Genomic DNA, 19,844 nt, shown 5'->3' on the forward strand with positions numbered 1-19,844 from the left:
GGGGCCGCCGAATGCTACATGACTCCGACGAGGCGCGGCGACGGCTCGGAGTTGATCAAGGGGCGCCAGCCGGCGATGTCCTGCGGCCCATTCCCATTGAGGCCGGCCCACGGGTGACTACCTTCCGCGGTGGCGCAGTGCATTCGACCCGCCCGCCGGGATCCCAGACTTTTAGCGCGGACGCACATTTCATCGCTGTGATGCTTGCCCCTTCGGCGAACATGGCGGCGGCTTTCGGCGGCGACAAGGTGCGGCATTTCGATGCCCCGGCCGGCATGATCGTCGTCAGCCCCGCCAATGTCGATAGCCGCTCCAGTTGGGCATCGACCAAAGAAAATGCCATCATCGCGATAAAGCCTGAAAGCCTGCTCGAATTGGCTGCGCACGAGGCTGACCTGGGCAAGGTGGAACTTTTCTCGCCGCCCTTCGGCACGGTTGATCAGGAAGCCCTGCGCATGGCCAGGCTCCTTAAGGCAGAGCTCACGGAACGGGTCACGCCCAACGAGCTTTATGTCGATTCGCTGGTAACGTTTTTCGGGATGCACGTGCTGCGCAGCTATTCCGATACCACCAAGCTATCGGCAGGCACCAGGATTGGCGGGCTTTCGCCGCAGAATGCGCGCCGGGTGCAGGAGTTTCTGCACGCCAATTTTGTCGCCCCGATGTCGGTCGCCGAGCTGGCTGCGGTATGCAACCTGTCGCCCAGCCATTTCATACATGGCTTCACCCGGACCTTTGGCCGGCCGCCGCATCAATATGTACTCAACCTGCGCCTCGACTTCGCCGAAACGCTGCTCCGCAAGGGCAATATGAAGATCGAGGAAGTGGCCCATTACAGCGGTTTTTCCAGCCAAAGCCACCTGACCTCCGCCATGCGACGCTATCGCGGCCGAACGCCCGCCCAAGTGCGGACAAGTAGATAAATTCCGCGCGGTCTGCCACTGGGCCCGGCAGCTATCGGAGCGTGTGGCAGCTGCGCCACAGCCGTTCCAGCGAGTGGTGTTTTCTTGTAAATTTGCCGGAGTTTTTTGAAAAAGCCGGATTATTCTGAAATACGGCTTTTCACCGATATGCTCCCTTGCTCCCGACTGGAAACGTTTCCGGTTGTCGGGGGCGACTTCGCCAGAGCATTGATGCAGCGCGCTGAACCTTTCTGATGATCAGCGTAATGCCTGGCAACGAAACGGCATAAGACAGACGGCGGCCCCGCCAGCGGAATACGTTCCACCTTATTGGGGGCCACCTATGCACAAGCCATTTTCCTGGCGCGATGTCGCGCGCCGTGTTGCCGGATCGTCCGCGGCGATGTTGGTCGTCGGGGCGGCGCTTTTGGCGGCATACAGTCCCGGTGTTATGGCAGCGCCAGGCACCCCGGGGGTTCCTCAGCTGGCATTGACGATCTACACCGAGAATTTTCAGAATCGACCCGGGCCCGCCCCGATCGTCAAACTCAATGCTTATACCGGCGCGTCCGGCCAAACATATACGGCCAATGCTAATTGGCTGACAGATTGCAACGGCTGGATCGCCTCGGCCAACCAGTCGGTAAACTCTGCGGCGCAGGTGACCGAGTGTGTATCTCAGAATACCTGGAACATGACGCAGCGGCTTTCGTGGGCGCTGGGCATGCATACCGGCCAGAGCCAGGCAGCCGCACAAGGCAATTATGCCGTCTCCGCCTTCACCGCAGGCAATCCAGGTGCCGGTCTGGTGGAGTTCCAGACAGCAACGAACATTGCCTTTGCCACAAGCAATCGCTTTGTGGCGTTTAGTGTCGATGTTGCAGCGGTAAACTGCGGCGTATCTGCGCCGTTGCTGCAGTTCTCACTTTTGGATGGCGGCGGTGCCGCAACCCCGGCGGGATCGCAGATCAACGCCTGTACGAGCGGCACGACGCGAACTGTTCCGGCGCTCGGGGCAGCCGCAAGCGGTGCGATCAACACCGGCACCTATTCCTCCAACGGAGCCGTGCTGATCAGCGGCGCTTCGGTCGGCGTGCGGATGGTCAACAACAATGGCAGCGGCACCGGCAACGACCATGCCTTCGACAATATCAGGATTCTCGACGCGACCCCGCAATTGGACAAGTCCTTCTCCCCGACCAGTCTTGGCGTCGGCGGGGTGACGACGCTGACCTTTACAATCACGAACACTTCTGAGTTGGGCGCGAAGAACGGCTGGTCCTTCACCGACACACTCCCAGCGGGCCTGACGGTGGCGTCAGCCGACATAGCCACCAACTGCCCCGCGGGCGTCCTTACCGCGCCTGTCGGCGCAACCGCCATTTCTCTCTCGGGCAATCTTACGGCCGGCTTGGCCTCGTGCACGGCAACCGTCCCCGTCAGATCGACCACCGCCGGAACCTACACCAACGACGCCTCGAACATCACCTCGTCTGTAGGCCTCAACCCGCCCGGCAGCACCTCGGTTACCTACAACACGCAGCCCTCCTTCGGCGCGTGCAATGCGACCATGTATCTCGGGCAGGGTGTTCCGTCCGGTCTTTTCGAGTTCGACACGGCCTCCAATCCCTTCGTCGTAGCCGCGGTCGGGCCGACCTCGTCAAACCAGTACAACGCAATCGCGATGCACCCTACCGATGGCTACATCTACGGGCTCGAGATTTCGGCGACGCCGAACACACTGGTTCGCATTGGCAGCGACGGCAGCGTGACGAACCTCGGCACGATTACAGGTTTTCCCGGTGGCAGTGTTTCTGGTGAGATCGGGCCAGACGGCACATATTATGTGGCGACAAGCACGACGCTCTACCGCGTCAATCTGGCGACAATGACGGCTACCCCAGTGCCACTGAGCCAGAGTGTCGGCACCCTGGACATGGGGTGGCACAATGGCCTGCTCTACACGGCGGTCGACGGCGCCGGCCTGTTCGCCATCAATCCCGCCAACGGCAATGTCACTGCCGTCGGCCCGACGGGGGTCGCCGGTAATTTCGGCGGCATGTTCGGCGCCACCAATGGCGTCTTCGGCAGCAATAACAGCGGCGGCTTCTACCAGTTCAACGTGACGACCGGCGCCGCCACGCTGATCTCGAACCTGCAGGGCTCGGGCAGCAATGATGGCGCCAAATGCGTCACCACGCCGCTCGGTTTCCCCGCCGACCTGACGATCACCAAGACCGACAACCAGACCGTCTATTCGCCGGGAACCGACACCACCTACACCATCGTCGTCAGCAATAGCGGCCCGTTCGGCGTGCAAGGGGCGGCAGTTAATGACCCGCTCCCGGCCGGCATCACCACGGCAAACTGGACCTGCGTGGGTGCCGGCGGCGGCGTGTGCGGCGCGGCGAGCGGGGTGGGCGGGATCAGCAGCACGGCCAGCCTGCCGGTCGGCGCCACGGCCACCTATACGCTCACCATGAGCGTGCCGGCCGGGTTCACCGGCGATCTGGTCAACACGGCGACCGTCACCAATCCGCCGGACTCGCCCGATCCCGACACCAGCACGAATACCTCGACCGACACCAATGTGCCGCCGGCCCCGGCTATGACCATCGTCAAGACCGGCACGCTGAACGACCTCGATGGTGATGGCTTGCTCGATCTGGGCGAGACCATCAACTACACCTTCCGCGTCACCAATACCGGCAATGTGACCCTGACCGGGGTGACGGTGAATGACCCGCTGGTCACGGTCAACCAGGCGCCCCAAACCCTGGCGCCCGGCGGCAGCTTCACCTTCACGGCCAGCTATAGCCCGAGCCAGGCCGATATCGATGCCGGCCAGGTGACCAATACCGCCACCGGCACCGGCACGCCGCCTTCGGGCCCGCCGGTCACCAGTCCGCCCGACACCGTCGTGGTGCCGCCCGAGCAGACCCCGGGGCTGACCATGGTCAAGACCGGCACTCTCAACGATCTGGACGGCGATGCCCTCATCGACCTGGGCGAGACCATCAGCTATTCCTTCCTCGTGACCAATACCGGCACGCTGACCATGAGCAATGTCATGGTCAACGATCCGCTGGTGACGATCGACCAGAGCCCCCAGACGTTGGCGCCGGGTGCGAGCTTCACCTTCACGGCGACCTATACGCCGACCCAGGCCGATATCGACACTGGCGCGGTGACCAATACGGCCAGTGCCACCGGCACCGAACCCGGTGGCGGCACCACTGAAAGCCCGCCCGACACCGTCACCGTGCCACCCGAGCAGACGCCGGGCCTCACCATCGTCAAGACCGGTACGCTCAACGATCTGGACGGCGATGGCCTGCTCGATCTGGGCGAAACCATCAGCTACGCGTTCCTGGTCCGCAATACCGGCACGGTGACGCAGACCAATGTCAGCGTGGACGATCCGCTGGTCACGATCGACCAGGGTCCGCAGACCCTGGCGCCCGGCGGCAGCTTCACCTTCACGGCGACCTATATCCCGACCCAGGCCGATATCGACAACGGCTCGGTGGTCAACACGGCCAGCGGCACCGGCACCGACCCTGGCGGCAGCACGACCACCAGCCCGCCCGACACGGTCACCGTGCCGCCGGACCAGACCCCGGGGCTGACCGTGGTCAAGACGGGTACGCTCGACGATCTGGATGGCGATAACCTGCTCGATGCCGGCGAAACCATCAGCTACGCGTTCCTGGTGCGGAATACCGGCACGGTGACGCTGACCAATGTCATGGTCGAAGATCCGCTGGTCACGATCGACCAGGGCCCGCAAACGCTGGCACCCGGCGCGATCTTCACCTTCACGGCGCGCTACACGCCGACCCAAGCCGATGTCGACAACGGCTCAGTGGTCAATACGGCCACCGCCACCGGCACGCCGCCCTCGGGCCCGCCGATCACCAGCCCGCCCGATACGGTGACCATTCCGCCCTCGCCGGTGAGCCTGGGCACGGTCAAGACCGGCGTGTTCAACGATCTGGATGGCGACGGCAATGCCAGCCCGGGTGACACCATCACCTATACGATCCTGATCACCAATGAGGGTGGTCAGACGGCCAATGATGTCTGGCCGCTCGATGCCGGTCCGACCTTCAATGGCCGGCCCGCCGCCAATAGCCTCTCCACCTTCGAGCCCCGCCCCGTCACATTGGCGCCCGGTCAATCGCAGGCGTTCACGGCGACTTACGTGCTCGACCAGACCGATATCGACAATGCCGCCGGCCTCGCCGATGGCGTCGAGAACACCGCCAGGGCCCAGGGCTCCTTTAACGGGATCAATGTGCCATCCAGCACGGCCCGCTCCGAGGTCACCATCCCGGCCGCTGCGTCGGGCGATATCTCGGTGGCCAAGATTGCGCTGCGCCGGCAGATCCGGCGTGGTGAGGAAGCCCCGTTTGCCATCACGGTGACCAACCATGCCGGCAGTTCGGCCACAGGGCTGACCATCGTGGATACGCTGCCGTCGGGCTTCCGGTATGTGGAAGGCTCCGCCAGCATTGGTGGGGTTGCCGCGACGCCGGTGATCGATGGGCGGCGCGTGGTGTTCGAGGGCATCAATGTGCCGGCCAATGCCGCAGTCGAGATCCGGCTGCGGATGCTGGCGCTGAGCTCGGCTGGACCGGGCGAGCATGTCAATCGGGCCAGTGTCACCGATGCAGCGGGTAATCCGCTGGCACCCGATGCCACGGCGACTGTCGAGATCATGATCGAGCCGGTCTTCGATTGCAGCGAGATCATCGGGCGGGTGTTCGATGACAAGAACCGCAATGGCTACCAGGACGAGGGGGAACTGGGCTTGCCCGGGGTGCGCCTCGCCACGGTCAAGGGCTGGCTGGTGACGACCGATGCGCATGGCCGCTTCCATGTCGCCTGCGCGGCTTTGCCCGACCTGCGCATCGGCTCGAACTTCATCATGAAGCTTGATCCGCGCACCCTGCCATCGGGCTATCGGCTCACCACCGAAAATCCCCGCGTGGTGCGGCTGACCGCCGGCAAGATGACCTCGCTGGATTTTGGCGTGGCCATCGGCCGGGTGGTGCGGCTGGACCTGCAGGACCAGGCGTTTGAACCGGGCAGCACCGAACTGCTGCCGCAATGGGCCGCGGGCGTCGATCAGCTGATCGGCGTGCTGGACGAGGAGCAGTCGGTCTTGCGCCTCTCCTATATCGACCCGGGCGCCGATCCCGAACTGGCCGAGGAGCGCTTGCGGCAGGTCAGTGACCTGATCCGCGACCGCTGGGAGCGCCTGTCGGGGCAATACCGCCTGGAAATCGAAATGCGCGTGGAGACGGGGCTATGACGATGAGCACCATCATCAATACTGGAATGTCTTTTCGCCTGCGCCATGTCTTGCTGCTGGCCAGCACCGCCCTGGTGGCAAATGCCTGGTTGATCGCTCCCGCGTTCAGCCAGGCGGATGGCAAGGTTGCCAATAATAGCGCAACCGGCAGCCTGCCGGTCGGGGCGAATACCGAAGCCGAAACGCCGGCCGACAGAGCCAGCATCCCCTTCATGATCAGCGTTGACGGCCAGACCGTGGACGAGAGCGGCAAGACCCGGCCGGTCGATGTGCAGCGCCAGACCGATCTGGGGCTGAGCGCGGTGGATATCCAGGTCAAGTTCGATGGCCTTGAAGCCAAGCCGCTTCTCAACGTGCTGGCCCGGCCCAGCGGCGGGCAGGTTACGTTCGAGACGGCGTCCAATTATCCCGGCTTCATCGCCCGTTCCGAGATTCGCATTCTTGGCGAAACCAATTGGCTGGGCCAGCAGGCAGTGATCAGCCTGCCGGTGGACATCAATGGCACAGCCAGCTGGACCCCGCCGCAGGGCGAAGTGCCGCTGAGCTACGTGCTGCGCGTCTATGACGCCGAAGGGCGGTTCGACGAGACAATGCCGGCCCCGGTCAAGCCTGTGGGCAATACGGCCGGGCAGGGGACGATTGATCTCTCCAATGACCGCACGGCCATGCGCAATATCCCGATCAATGGCGGCGCCGTCACTGTCTATGGCCGCAGCGTGCCGGACGGCTATGCCGTGCGTGCCTTGGGCGAAACCATCGCCCTGGATGCCGATCGCTCTTTCGTCGTGCAGCGCATTCTGCCGCCCGGCGAGCACCAGGTCGACGTCGCCCTTGCCGGCAATCAGGGCAAGGACGGGCTGCAGTTCAGCCGCGACATCAATATTCCCGACAATGACTGGTTCTATGTCGCCCTGGCCGATGTCACCGTCGGGCTGCGCACCGGGGACGAGCATATCGAAAGCGTGCGGCCCGGCGAATATGACGACATCTACAGCAAGGGACGCCTGGCCTTTTACGTCAAGGGCAAGATCAAGGGCGAATATCTGCTGACGGCCGCCGCCGATACCGATGAGGAGGAATTGCAGGAGCTGTTCGGCAATATCGGCAAGCGCAATCCGCGCGACTTCCTGCGCCACCTCGATCCCGATGATTATTACCCGGTCTATGGCGACGATTCGACCCTGGTGGAGGACGCGCCCACCAGCGGCAAGTTCTATGTGCGGCTCGAACGCGGCGACAGCCATGTGATGTGGGGCAATTACCAGACCAGCATTACCGGCACCGAATTCCTGCGCTCGGAGCGGGCATTGTATGGCGCCAACGCGCTCTACCGCTCCGAAGACACCACATCCTTCGGCGAGCGGCGCACCGAGGTTACCGCCTATGCGGCTTTGCCCGATACCCTGCCGCAGCGCGAGGAGTTTCTGGCCACTGGCGGCTCCGCCTATTTCCTGCGCCGCCAGGACATCACCGTGGGCTCGGAAACCCTGAGCGTAGAAATCCGCGATAGCGTCACCGGCCGGGTGGTCAGCCGCCGCACCCTGCAATATGGCAAGGATTATAGCTTCGACTACCTGCAGGGCATCGCCATCCTCAAATCCCCGCTCTCCTGGCAGACAGCCGCCACGGGCCCCGTGCGCGACGGCGCCTTTGGCGGCGGCAATGTCTATCTCATCGCCCAATATGAGTTCGTGCCGGCGGCCGACGATGTCGATGGCTATGTCTATGGCGGACGAGCCCAGCATTGGTTCACCGACAATCTGCGCGTCGGCGTAACCGGCATGAGCGAAACCACCGGACCCGCCGATCAGGTGGGCCTGGGCGCCGATGTCGAATTGCGCGCCTCGCAGGATACCTTCCTGCGCGCCGAAATCGCCCATTCCGAAGGGCCCGGCTTTGGCCTGTCGCGCTCCGCCGATGGCGGGCTGACCTGGGGTGAACACGGCACGGCCGGCATTGCCAACAAATCGGCCCTGGCCTGGCGCGTCGAAGGCCAGCTCGGCCTCGGCGATCTGGGCTATGCCGGGCTCGATGGCAAGGCCGGCTTCTATTACGAGACCAAGGAAGCCGGCTTTTCTAGCCTCTCCCAGCAGGTCTCGACCGATCAATGGCTCTGGGGCCTGTCCGCCGATGTGGCGCTTAACCAGGACGTCGCCCTGGCACTCGGTTATGACGATTTCGAGGATGGCGAAGGCCAGATCAAGCGCGAAGGCGATGCCAGCGTCGCCTGGCAGCTCGACGATTACTGGAACGCTTCGCTGGGCCTGAGCTATACCGAATTGATGTCGCCCCGCGCCATCAGCGCCGGCAAGTCCGGCTATGACGGCTCCCGGCTCGATGCCGGTATCCGCATCGAATATGAGTGGGAAGAGAAGCGCAAGCTCTATGCCTTCGGGCAGGCCACGCTGGGGCTGGAGGGTGATATCAGCCGCAATGACCGGGCCGGCATTGGCGCTGAGTTCGGCCTGACCGACACCATCGCGATTTCGGGCGAAGTCTCCTATGGCACCGGCGGGCTGGGCGCCCTGGCCGGCATCACCTTCGATCCCAATCCGGACGAGCATTATTATGCCGGCTACCGGCTCGAGCCGCTGCGCAGCTTTGATATCAACAAGAGCTTTGCCCTGCTCGACGATCAGGGCGGCACGCTGGTGGTTGGCCTCAAGCGCCGGCTCGACGACTATGCCGCCGCCTATGCCGAAACCAGCTATGACATGTTCGGACAAAAGCGCTCGCTGGCGCAGACCTATGGCATCCTGTTCACCCCCGATTCCTTCTGGAGTGTGGATGCGGGCCTGGTGGTCGGGCAGGTGCGCGACGACACCACCGATCCGCTGACCAATCTGCAGCGCAGCGATTTCGACCGCTACGCCCCCTCGCTGGCCGTCAGCTATGTCGATGACGAAGCCGGCATCAAGGCCAATGCCCGCGGCGAAGTGCGCATCGAGGACTCTTCGGACCATACCCGCGACCAGAACACCTATCTGTTCGCCGGGGGTCTCTCCTGGAAGACCAGCGAAGACTGGCGCCTGCTCGCCAATGTCGATGCCGTCATCTCCGATGCGCGCTCCCCCGATACGGTGTTCCAGGACACCGACTACATGGAAGCCTCGATCGGCTACGCCTATCGCCCGGTTGACAATGACCGGCTCAATGCGCTGTTCCGCTATACCTGGCACTACGACATGCCCGGTAATAACCAATTGGTCAGCGGCGCCACCGGGGACCTGTTCGCCCCGGCCCAGCGCAGCCATATCCTGTCGCTCGATGTCGACTATGACCTGCTGCCCTGGTTGACCGTCGGCGCCAAATACGGCTTCCGCTATGGCGAGGTGAAGAACCGCACCGATGACGGATCGGGCACCGGCTTTGCCGAAGACTGGCAGGTTTCTTCAGCCCATCTGGGCATCCTGCGGGCCGACCTGCATGTGGTCAAGAACTGGGACGTCCTGCTCGAAGGCCGCGTCATGCACATGCCCGAAGCCCAGACCACCGACCTGGGCGCCCTGGCCGCCGTCTACCGCCATCTCGGCGACAATTTCAAAGTCGGCCTGGGCTACAATTTCGGCCGCTTCTCCGACGACATGCGCGACCTAACCTTCAACGACCAAGGCGCCTTCGTAAACGTCATCGCCAAGTTCTGACCATCCCACCAGCCCCGGAGCAATCCGGGGCTGGAGCCGCTTTCGGCATTGCGCCTGAAAGGGCCCGTGCTTACCCTTGCCGGTGATATCGGCGAGGGATCATGGCCATGAGCGACAAGCAACCGCACTACAAGACCTACCGCCATCCTGCGGGCGGTTGGGGTGCGGCCGCAGCGACGGCCAAGGTGCTGATGGAGCAGAGCGTCATCACCAAGGGCTCGCGGGCGCTGCTCGCCATGAACCAGCCCGGCGGCTTCAAATGCCCCAGTTGCGCTTATCCCGACCCGGAATGCAAAAAGACCCTTGAATTCTGTGAGAACGGCGCCAAGGCCTTGGCGCATGAAGCGACCAAGTTCCGCGTCACCCGCGAATTCTTCGCGCAGCACTCCGTCTCCGAGCTTATGGAGCAGTCCGACTACGCGCTCGAAATGCACGGCCGCCTCACCGAGCCCATGCGCTATGACGCGGCGAGTGACCATTATGTGCCCTGTTCCTGGAACGACGCCTTTGCCCTGATCGGCAAGCATTTGCAGGCGCTCGACAGCCCGCACCAAGCTGAATTCTACACTTCTGGTCGCACGCCCAATGAGGCGGCGTTTCTCTATTCGATCTTTGTCCGCGAATTCGGCACCAACAATTTCCCCGATTGCTCGAACATGTGCCACGAGCCCACCAGCCGCGGCCTGCCGTCCTCCATCGGCGTGGGCAAGGGCACGGTGGTGATCGAGGATTTCGAGCATGCCGAAGCGATCTTCATCATCGGCCAGAATACCGGCACCAATTCGCCCCGGATGATGACCAATCTGGTCGAAGCGCGAAAGCGCGGCGTGCCGATCGTTGCGGTCAATCCCATGCCCGAGCGGGCGCTGATCCGCTTCACCGAGCCCCAGGACGTGGTGCAGATGGCCACGTTCGGGTCGACCCCGATTGCCAGCGAATTCGTCCATATCAGGATCGGCGGTGATCTGGCTTTGCTCAAGGGCATCATGAAAGTGCTGTTTGAGCGCGAGGCGCTGGGCGAGACGGTCATCGATCACGACTTCATTGCCGAGCACACGACCGGCATCGATGCCTTGCGCGCTGACGTGATGAGCCAGGACTGGGCCGAAATCGTCGCGGTCTCGGGTATTGACGAGGCCCAGATTCGGCGCTGCGCCGAGATCTATATCCGCTCCAACGCCACCATGATCTGCTACGGCATGGGCGTCACCCAACATCAGCAGGGCTCCAAGCTCGTGCAGCAGGTGGCCAATCTGTTGTTGCTGCGCGGCAATTTCGGCAAGCCCGGCGCCGGCATCGCCCCCATTCGCGGGCATTCCAATGTGCAGGGCGATCGCACCGTCGGCATCGACGAAAAACCATCCCAGGCCTATCTCGACCGGGTCCGCGACGTCTTCGGCTTCGAGCCGCCACGCGAGCACGGTCACCACACGGTGGAATCCGTCGAGGCGATGAAGAACGGCACTGCCAAGGTGTTTATCGGCCTGGGCGGCAATTTCGTCCGCGCCGTGCCCGATACCGAGCAGGCCTATGCCGCCATGCGCAAGCTGGAGCTGACCGTCGGCATCGCGACCAAGCTCAATCGCGGTCATCTGGTGCATGGACGAGATGCGCTCATCCTGCCCGTGGTGGCCCGCTCCGAACGCATCCAGACCGATGCCGGCGAGCAGTTTGTGACCATTGAGGATGCCATGTCCAACGTCACCGCATCGCGCGGCGTGCTGGAGCCGGCCGGCGCCGATCTGCTGCCAGAAGTCGAGATCGTCTGCCGCATGGCCATGGCGACCCTGCCGCAGAGCCGGGTGGATTGGGCCGGCTATATCCATGATTACGACGCCATCCGCGACAAGATCGCCGAGGTCTACCCGCAGATCTACGAAGATTTCTCCGAGCGCATCAAGAACCCCAGGGGTTTCCATCTCGACATTCCGCCCCGTCGCCGGGGCTGGCCAACGCCCAGCGGCAAGGCCAATTTCCTGGTCTTTGCCGGGCTGCATGTCGATGCGGAAGTGGCTGACACAGCCATGCTGCGCCTGGCGACAGTGCGTTCGCACGATCAATTCAACACCACCATCTACAGCCACAGCGACCGCTATCGGGGCGTCTATAACGACCGCATGGTGCTGTTCATGAACGAAGATGACCGCAAGACGCGGGGCCTCGAAGCAGGCCAGCGCATCACGCTCGAAACCATCGCCACCGATGGTATCGAACGGCGTGTCCAGGGGCTGACGATCATCGATTACCCAATGTCGCCCGGTTCCGTCGCCGGCTATTATCCCGAGCTCAATCCATTGCTGCCGCTCGACTATTACGACCGCATCAGCGGCACGCCGGCGGCCAAATCCGTGCCGGTCCGGGTTGTGCTGCCCGGCGCGGTTGCCTGATGCGGGTTTACGACCAAGTCGTGTCTGGCCCGCAAGCACAGGAAACCGCGCTTGATCGTCTGGGTTTGAACCTGGGCCGGGAAGCCGATGCACGGATCGCCCGTGCAGTGCCGGTCGAAGCGCCGATCGCCATCGAAATCGGCGGGATCGGCTATGCGGTGATGATGGCGACGCCATCGGACCTGGTCGACTACGCCATCGGTTTTGCCCTGAGTGAAGGGCTGGCGAGCAACCTAGACGACATCGCTGATATCCAGCCCCATGCTGTCGAAGGCGGCTGGATCATTCGCATGATGCTGCCGCTCGAGGGCACCAAAAAGGCCATGGCGCGGGCGCGCGTCCGCGTTACCGAGAGCAGTTGCGGCCTCTGCGGCATCGACAATATCGAACAGGTGCTGCGCCCATTGCCGCCAGTGACGGCGCGCATCTCCGTCGAGCGCAGCGCCATTTCGCGAGCGCTTGCATCGCTTCCCGATCATCAGCCGCTCAGCCAAAGCACCGGCGCTGTGCATGCCGCAGCCTTCTGCACGCCGACGGGCGAAATCGTGCTGACGCGCGAAGATGTCGGCCGCCACAATGCCCTCGACAAGCTCATCGGCGCCTTGGCCCAGAAGTCGATAGACCCCGCGACGGGCTTCTTCCTGCTCACCGCGCGTTGCAGCTATGAGCTGGTCGAAAAGACCGTGCGCGCCAATTGCCCCATGCTGGTCACCATTTCGGCACCTACCACTCTGGCCGTCGAGCGCGCCGCCAGGGCCGGATTGACCCTGGTCACGCTCGCTCGCGCCGATGCTGCCCTGGTCGTCAGCGGGCTGGAGAATATTGCCGGCTAGAGTCCGGACGGCTGTTCCACGCCCTTGCGCCCGAACAGCGCCTTGACGCGCCGGTTCACTGGCGGGATCGACATGGCAATGGTCACCACAATGATCAGGCAGATGATGGCGCTGATCGGTCGAGTGAAGAAGGGGCTCGGATCGCCCTGGGTGAGCGCCAGCCCGCGCCGCAGATTGAGGTCGAGCAGATCCCCGAGCACGATCCCCAGCACCAGGGGCGCCATGGGATATTTCATCTCGCGCAGGAGGAAACCGACAACGCCGAAGATCAGCATGACGTAAACGTCAAACATGCGCTGCGTGATGGCGAAGGAGCCGACCACACATAGAATATAGATGACCGCCATCAGCCGCTCGCGTGGCACGGCCAGCACCTTGATGAATATCTTGGTGAGCGACAGGCCAAAGATCAAATTGGCGATGGTCGCCAGCAGCAGCATGGCCACAATCTGGTAGAGGAACGGCGCGTTCTCGACCATCAGCATGGGGCCGGGGCGGATGCCATGGATCAGCATCGCCGCAATGAGCACTGCAGCCGCCGCCGAGCCCGGCAGGGCCAGCGTCAGCGTTGGGATCATGGCGGCGGAGACCACAGCATTATCCCCAGTTTCGGCGGCGATCAGGCCCTCCTGGCTGCCCTTGCCGAATTCCTCCGGGTGCTTGGAGGCGCGCTTGGCCGCCGCATAGGACGACCAGGAGCCGACGTCTTCGCCCACGCCGGGAATGATGCCGATAAACGTGCCGATGATTCCCGAGCGGATAATGGTGCGCCAATATTGAAAAATTTCCCGCAGCGTGGGCACCACCCGATCGTTGACCGGCACCACGTGGCCCACGACCTTGCGCTTCATCGCGGACAGGATTTCGGCAAGCCCGAACGCCCCCACCATTGCCGGAATGATATCAATACCGCCGCCAAGTGCGGCAATGCCGAAGGTGAAGCGTTGATGGGCGTGCAGCGTCTCCATGCCGATCATGGCGACGAGCAGGCCCAGAATACCGGCAATATAGCCCTTGAGCGGGGTGTCGCTGCCGGTCATTTGTCCCGAAATCACCACGCCGAACAAAGCCAGCCAGAAAAATTCGTAGGAGCCGAATTTCAGCGCCGCTTCGGACAGCAGCGGCGCGATGATGGCCAGGAAGAAAATGCCGACCATGGTGCCCAAAGTGGAGGACGTGGTGGCTAGGCCCATGGCCAAGCCGGCCTTGCCCTGCTGGGCCAGTGGATAACCATCGAGCGTTGCCGCCGCATTGGCTGGCGTGCCCGGAATATTGAGCAGGATCGCGGTGCGGCTGCCGCCATAGATGGCGCCGAGATAGACGCACATCAGGGTCAGGATCGCCTGATCTGGCGCCATCTTGTAGGTGAGCGTCACCAGCAGCGCGACGCCCATCGTGGCCGTCAGCCCTGGCAATATGCCGATGGTGACGCCCAGCAATGTCGCCCAGGCGACGTTGAACAGCGACCCGGGGGTGAGGAAATGGGCAATCCCTTGCCCGAGGAGGACCAATCCTTCCATTCGGCTCTCCTAAGGCAGACGGACGAGGAAAATGCGTTCGAAGACGAGGTAGATACCGCCGCCACCGACCACCGCTATGGCGAGCGCCCAGCAAAAGCTCTTGAGCGGTTCGGCAGGCCCTTCATTGAGCCAGGTCTCAAACACCATGATGAAGGCAAAGATGAACAGCATGGCCGCTGCCCAGAACGGGACGAGACCGACCAGCACCAGCGTGTGAATGAGTGCCAGGCCCAACACCGCGCCGATGCGCAGCGCCTCGCGGGTTCTGAACAGGCCGAACAGATGCTGCCAGCCCCCCGGCGCCTCGATCCGCCACGATCGCCACAACAGCAGCCCGCTGCAGCAGGTGAGCGCAATGCCCAGAAAGAGCGGCACCAGGCCAGGAATGGTCGAGGGGTGAATGCGACGCGCTTCGAGCCGCGGCATCGTCCAGGACAGGTAGATGACCGCCAGCCCCAGGGCGAGCAAAACCACGGCCATCAAAAGGTCGGCGCGAGCGCGAACGCCCGCTTCTCTTGCGTTTGAATCATCCAGCATGCTTGGTCCTTGAAGGCGGCGGGCGGATAGCTCCGCCCGCTTGGTCACGGCAATTGGCAGGTCTCGTAGGGGAGCGAGGCCCGTTTCTTATGGCGTGCCGACTTCCGTGCGGGTTTCGCAGTCGATGCCGATGGTCGAGGGATCGTTGACCGCCTCGCCGCGCTCGACCGATGAGCAGGCTTCAAGGATCACGACCGGCATGGCTTTCTCGCGCGCATCCGCGCCATAGGACGGAGCAAAAACCGCGCCGAAAGTCTCGGCATAGGTCTTGAGCGATTGCGCATTCAGCACCTGTTCGGCCCAGATCTTATCGACGGTGGCGACCACTTCCTCAGGCACGCCGCGTGGAATGAAGATGCCGAAATAATCCGGCGCCAGTTCCATATCGGGCAACCATTGGGTGATTGGCGGGATCGGATCGACGCCTTCGAGCACCAGTGGTTCGGCCGACAACACCGCCAGCGCCCGCAGCCGTCCGCCGCGGATCAGCTCGGTCTGTTCCACAGCAAGCTGGGTGGTGACCATGGCTTCGCCGGAGGCGGTGGCGATGGCCGCCGGCCCGCCGCCATCATAGGTGATCATGTTGTAGTCGAAATCCCCGGTGTCGGCGAGCGCTGCAATGGCCGTGCCCCCTGACGAGGTGATGCCGGCCGTTGCCACCGTAACCTCGTTGCCGCGGGTCTTCAGCGCCTCGAGCAATTGCCCGAAATCCTGGAATTCGCTGTTGGCCGGTACGCTGACCACCGGCACGTTGGCGACCGACAGGTAGATGTGCCAGTCGTCGATATTGGTGCCTTCGAGCAGGCCCGTCACCGAATAGGTGGCGTTGTTGGCGATGGCATTGGCCGTCCAGGTATAGCCGTCCTTGGCCGCGTTGAGCACTTCCTGCGTGCCGATGGCGCCCGAGGCGCCGGGCTGGTTGACCACCACCACATCGACGCCGAGCGCTTCGGCGAGAATGGGTGCGGTGACGCGGGTCACCTGATCGGTCGAGCCGCCAGCGCCCCAGGGCACGATCAGATTGATCGGCCGGTCAGGCTTCCATTCCTGGCCCATTGAGCCCGCCGTGCCGCCCAGCAGCACGACCGTGCTGGCAGCGAGAATCCGCCACGATGCAAGATACATCCTTCCCTCCCAATATTGTTTTTCGGACCATATCCTCCGAGGTCCTTGCCGCTAGACTGTGCCGCGATGCAAAAGCTGTCAACAGGCAAGTAACCATTTGGTGCAGAGTAAATGTATGCAGGACTGGCGGGCATCGTGCTCCCGCTGGCGCGAAAATCCAACAAAGAACTGTTCGGTTAATCCGCGCGCCGCTATAGATGGAGCGTGGATGGGGGAGCTGCTTGCCGATGGATCTTTCGAGCTATCTGCTGATGGGACTGGCGCTGGCTGCCGGTGCGGTCGTCAAGGGCGCCACCGGCATGGGGCTGCCGCTGATCGCTTTGCCGGTGCTGACCACAGTCTTTGGGCTGCAGCATGCCGTGGGGTTGATGGTCATTCCATTGATCGTCACCAATGCCTGGCAAGTCTGGCGGTTTCGCGAGGAAGCGCGCTCCGAGCGGATGGCATTTTTGCCCTTGTTCCTGGTCGCCGGCGTGGCTGGCATCGTGCTGGGAGTCTGGCTATTGGCGACGCTGCCGGAGCGATTGCTGGTACTCACGCTGGGCATCATCTTGATCGCCTATGTGGTGCTGCGGCTGTTCAATCCGCACTTCGCCTTGTCGCTGCGGGCGGCCAAAAGATTCGGACCGCTGGCGGGGGCCGGGGGCGGCATTTTACAAGGTGCCACGGGCATTTCCGCCCCGATCGGGGTGACGTTCATCCATTCGATGAGTCTGGATCGCAATGCCCATGTCTTTGCTGTGTCGGCGATGTTCCTGATCTACTCGCTGACCCAGCTGCCTTCGATGTGGATCGCGGGGCTGATGCGCGGCGAGTGGCTGTTGCAGGGCGTGCTGGCATTGGTGCCGATCCTGATCTTCATGCCGCTGGGGCAGGCGATTGCCGGCAGGCTCAGCCGGCGGGCTTTTGACCGGCTGATCCTGGCTTTTCTTGGCCTTGTGGGGCTGAAAATGGTGGTCGGCATTTAGGGGCGTTGCGACAGTTCCCGGCCGGCTTGCTTGAGCAGATTTAGGGCCTGTTCCATGTCGGGCGTGCCTTGCTTGTCGAGGCGCTGCGTATAGGGGCAGGTGAGGGCGGCGATGACCGTGCCGAGCGGTCCGAAGATCGGCACGGAGATGTTGAAAACCCCGGAAACCTGGGCGCTCGGCATCATTTCGTGACCTTGCCGGCGAACCTGGTCGAGGCGGTTTTTGAGTTCGGGCGTGAGGCTGGCGGGGTTGCCGGGGTCTTGTTCTTCGAGCATCAGCAGACGTTCTTCGGGCGTTGCAAAGGCCATGAAAACATGGCCTGAGCCGGTATGGAGCAGGCCGAGCCGGCTGCCGACGCGGACCGAGACATTCCAGTAGCCGGGGCTGTCCACCTGGGTCACGACGACCAGGATATTGCGATCGCGGATGACCAGATGCACGGCCTGTTCGGCCAGTAGCGCGAAGCTGCGCAGCACCGGAGTTGCCTGATTTATCAAGCGGTTAAGCGGCGGGCGGGCATGGGCGAGCTCGAACAGCCGCAGGGTCAGTTCGTAGCGGTCTTCGGGGGTGCGGCGCACGTAATTGCGGCGCACCAAGCGGTCGAGCATGCGGTAGATTTCGTTTGGCGAACGGGTCAGCGCCTTGGCGATTTCGGCCTGGCTGAGCCCGTCGGCGGTGGCCGCCAGCAGTTCGATAATGTCGAGGCCCTTGTCGAGCGCAGGGGCGCGATAGCGATCCTGGTCATCGGCTTCCTGGTCCATTACGGGCTCACTCCTCGGTGACATCGGCAGGCAATCGGTTAGCGGACTGTGCACGTTGACGGTCGCACAAACCGCCTTGCGTCCACACTTCATTTATGAATAGATTGTTCGTATATAACGCGAAGTCAATCGCGAAGAGGAGTGCCGACCCGATCATTGCCAGCAAGGCAGTGGCCGTTGGGACGCAAGGGATGGACCATGGATGCACTGATTGAGCTGGTCGGCATCGGCAAGTCGTTCCCCGGCGTGCGGGCGCTGCACAATGTCAGTTTCGACCTGCAGGCAGGCGAGGTCCATGCCCTGATGGGCGAGAACGGCGCCGGCAAATCGACGCTGATGAAAATCCTCTCGGGCGTCTATCGGCGCGACGCGGGGGAAATCCGGCTCGATGGCAAGCCGGTCGAGATTGGCAGCCCGCGCCAGGCCCAGGAAATGGGGATCGGCATCATCCATCAGGAACTGGCGCTGATGCGCGACCTGACAGCGGCGCAGAATATCTTCATCGGCCGCGAACCACGCCAGCTGGGTGGGTGGCTGCTGGATGAAAAGGCGCTCAATCGTGCGGCGCAGGCGATCTTTGATTCCATGAACCTCAAGCTCGCCCCGACCGTGCCGGTGGGCAGCCTGACGGTGGCCAAGCAGCAGATGGTCGAGATCGCCAAGGCGCTGAGCTATCGGTCGCGCATCCTGATCATGGACGAGCCCACGGCGGCGCTTAACGATGCCGAGATTGCCGAGCTGTTCGTCATCATCAACCGGCTCAAGGCCGAGGGCGTGGGCATTGTCTATATCTCGCACAAGATGGACGAGATCAAACGCATCTCCGACCGCGTGACGGTAATGCGCGATGGTGAATATGTCGGCACCGTGCCGGCCGCGACCACCTCGATGGAAACCATCATCTCGATGATGGTGGGCCGCACCCTGAGCAATGACGCGCTGGTCGTGCCCAATACCTCAGCGGCACCGGTGGCGCTCGAAGTGCGCAATCTCAATCGCGGGCGCGAAATCCGCGATGTCAGCTTTTCGGTGCGCCAGGGCGAAATCCTCGGCCTGGCCGGGCTGATGGGGGCAGGGCGCACTGAGGTGGCCCGCGCCATCTTCGGCGCCGATCCACGCGATAGCGGGGAAATCTGGGTCAATGGCCAGCGCGTGGGGATTTCGACGCCCGGCGACGCGGTGCATGCCGGCATTGGCTATCTGTCGGAAGACCGCAAGCATTTCGGCCTCGCGACCGGCATGAATGTGCGCAACAATATTGCGCTGGCCAGCCTGGCCCGGTTTACCCGCCCCGGCGGCCTGCTCGATGATGGCGCCATGCGCAAGGTGGCGGAGCGCTATATCGGACAGCTTTCGATCAAGACGCCTTCCGACACCCAGGAAGCGCGGCTGCTCTCGGGCGGCAATCAGCAAAAGGTGGTCATTGCCAAATGGCTGCTGCGCGATTGCGATATTCTGATCTTCGACGAGCCGACGCGCGGGATCGATGTGGGTGCCAAGTCGGAAATCTACAAACTGCTGATCGCGCTGGCCGCCGAGGGCAAGGCCATCATCGTGATCTCGTCCGAACTGCCCGAAGTGCTGCGCCTGAGTCACCGCATCGCGGTGATGTGCGAGGGACGGCTGACCGGCATGCTGCCGGGTGGCGCATCGCAGGAAGAGATCATGCACCTAGCCACCCAGCGCCAGAGTGCCGTGGCGGAGATGCGTCATGCGGGGTGATGTCCAGACTTTCGCCGAACTATCCCCGCTCCCCGCACGGGAATGGGCTTGGGCTAATCGGCATTCAACTGTTCTTGGAGCCGAAGAGCCCCGATCCCATCCCCTCCCCCTTGAGGGGAGGGCTAGGG

11 protein-coding genes are annotated in these 19,844 nt (G+C 63.1%); 7 read left to right on the plus strand and 4 right to left on the minus strand.

All coding sequences use genetic code 11. From position 1 onward, the window contains the following. The first annotated feature begins 200 nt into the window (after positions 1–200). The 5 genes from ACI3KW_RS16855 (at position 201) to fdhD (ending at position 13,083) form a co-directional block, all read left to right on the plus strand. The gene (locus ACI3KW_RS16855; RefSeq protein ID WP_404849046.1) at positions 201–923 is read left to right on the plus strand and encodes a helix-turn-helix domain-containing protein; all 723 of its coding nucleotides are present in this window, start codon (positions 201–203) and stop codon (positions 921–923) included. 673 nt (positions 924–1,596) lie between these two features. After that, the gene (locus ACI3KW_RS16860; protein WP_404849047.1) at positions 1,597–6,219 is read left to right on the plus strand and encodes a DUF6923 family protein; all 4,623 of its coding nucleotides are present in this window, start codon (positions 1,597–1,599) and stop codon (positions 6,217–6,219) included. A 2-nt stretch (positions 6,220–6,221) separates the two neighbouring features. Continuing rightward, positions 6,222–9,863, plus strand: coding sequence for a TonB-dependent receptor (locus ACI3KW_RS16865; protein ID WP_404849048.1), 3,642 nt, complete (start codon positions 6,222–6,224; stop codon positions 9,861–9,863). 107 nt (positions 9,864–9,970) lie between these two features. Then, positions 9,971–12,250 (plus strand): FdhF/YdeP family oxidoreductase, encoded by a 2,280-nt coding sequence (locus tag ACI3KW_RS16870; RefSeq protein ID WP_404849049.1) that lies wholly within the window; start codon positions 9,971–9,973, stop codon positions 12,248–12,250. After that, positions 12,250–13,083, plus strand: a complete 834-nt coding sequence (gene fdhD, locus ACI3KW_RS16875) for a formate dehydrogenase accessory sulfurtransferase FdhD (protein WP_404849050.1) — start codon at positions 12,250–12,252, stop codon at positions 13,081–13,083. The genes ACI3KW_RS16870 and fdhD overlap by 1 nt, the downstream gene beginning before the upstream one ends. On the opposite strand, the gene ACI3KW_RS16880 is transcribed toward fdhD, so the two are convergent. The 3 genes from ACI3KW_RS16880 to ACI3KW_RS16890 form a co-directional block, all read right to left on the minus strand. Then, positions 13,080–14,603: a tripartite tricarboxylate transporter permease gene (locus ACI3KW_RS16880; RefSeq protein WP_404849051.1), complete on the minus strand. Its 1,524-nt coding sequence runs from the start codon at positions 14,601–14,603 to the stop codon at positions 13,080–13,082. The two genes, fdhD and ACI3KW_RS16880, sit on opposite strands and share 4 nt — an antisense overlap. 9 nt (positions 14,604–14,612) lie before the next feature. Continuing rightward, complete coding sequence (locus ACI3KW_RS16885) at positions 14,613–15,140, minus strand: tripartite tricarboxylate transporter TctB family protein (protein WP_404849052.1); 528 nt, start codon at positions 15,138–15,140, stop codon at positions 14,613–14,615. A gap of 87 nt (positions 15,141–15,227) precedes the next feature. Next, positions 15,228–16,265, minus strand: a complete 1,038-nt coding sequence (locus ACI3KW_RS16890) for a tripartite tricarboxylate transporter substrate binding protein (RefSeq protein ID WP_262169191.1) — start codon at positions 16,263–16,265, stop codon at positions 15,228–15,230. 227 nt (positions 16,266–16,492) lie between these two features. Between ACI3KW_RS16890 and ACI3KW_RS16895 the strand changes: the two genes are divergently transcribed. Further along, positions 16,493–17,233, plus strand: coding sequence for a sulfite exporter TauE/SafE family protein (locus ACI3KW_RS16895; RefSeq protein WP_404849053.1), 741 nt, complete (start codon positions 16,493–16,495; stop codon positions 17,231–17,233). Here the strand turns inward: ACI3KW_RS16895 and ACI3KW_RS16900 are convergent. After that, on the minus strand, positions 17,230–17,994 hold the full coding sequence (locus ACI3KW_RS16900; RefSeq protein ID WP_404849054.1) for an IclR family transcriptional regulator: 765 nt from the start codon (positions 17,992–17,994) through the stop codon (positions 17,230–17,232). The two genes, ACI3KW_RS16895 and ACI3KW_RS16900, sit on opposite strands and share 4 nt — an antisense overlap. A gap of 198 nt (positions 17,995–18,192) precedes the next feature. Here ACI3KW_RS16900 and ACI3KW_RS16905 point away from each other — a divergent pair, with 198 nt between their 5' ends. Then, positions 18,193–19,716: a sugar ABC transporter ATP-binding protein gene (locus ACI3KW_RS16905; protein WP_404849055.1), complete on the plus strand. Its 1,524-nt coding sequence runs from the start codon at positions 18,193–18,195 to the stop codon at positions 19,714–19,716. Positions 19,717–19,844: the final 128 nt, after the last annotated feature.

The organism is Devosia sp. ZW T5_3 (assembly GCF_044987315.1).
Taxonomy (GTDB): Bacteria; Pseudomonadota; Alphaproteobacteria; order Rhizobiales; family Devosiaceae; genus Devosia.

Coding starts and splice junctions, on each gene's coding strand:
- ACI3KW_RS16855 (WP_404849046.1), top strand. CDS start 201: ATGCTTGCCCCTTCGGCGAACATGGCGGCGGCTTTCGGCGGCGACAAG.
- ACI3KW_RS16860 (WP_404849047.1), top strand. CDS start 1,597: ATGACGCAGCGGCTTTCGTGGGCGCTGGGCATGCATACCGGCCAGAGC.
- ACI3KW_RS16865 (WP_404849048.1), top strand. CDS start 6,222: ATGAGCACCATCATCAATACTGGAATGTCTTTTCGCCTGCGCCATGTC.
- ACI3KW_RS16870 (WP_404849049.1), top strand. CDS start 9,971: ATGAGCGACAAGCAACCGCACTACAAGACCTACCGCCATCCTGCGGGC.
- fdhD (WP_404849050.1), top strand. CDS start 12,250: ATGCGGGTTTACGACCAAGTCGTGTCTGGCCCGCAAGCACAGGAAACC.
- ACI3KW_RS16880 (WP_404849051.1), bottom strand. CDS start 14,603: ATGGAAGGATTGGTCCTCCTCGGGCAAGGGATTGCCCATTTCCTCACC.
- ACI3KW_RS16885 (WP_404849052.1), bottom strand. CDS start 15,140: ATGCTGGATGATTCAAACGCAAGAGAAGCGGGCGTTCGCGCTCGCGCC.
- ACI3KW_RS16890 (WP_262169191.1), bottom strand. CDS start 16,265: ATGTATCTTGCATCGTGGCGGATTCTCGCTGCCAGCACGGTCGTGCTG.
- ACI3KW_RS16895 (WP_404849053.1), top strand. CDS start 16,493: ATGGATCTTTCGAGCTATCTGCTGATGGGACTGGCGCTGGCTGCCGGT.
- ACI3KW_RS16900 (WP_404849054.1), bottom strand. CDS start 17,994: ATGGACCAGGAAGCCGATGACCAGGATCGCTATCGCGCCCCTGCGCTC.
- ACI3KW_RS16905 (WP_404849055.1), top strand. CDS start 18,193: ATGGATGCACTGATTGAGCTGGTCGGCATCGGCAAGTCGTTCCCCGGC.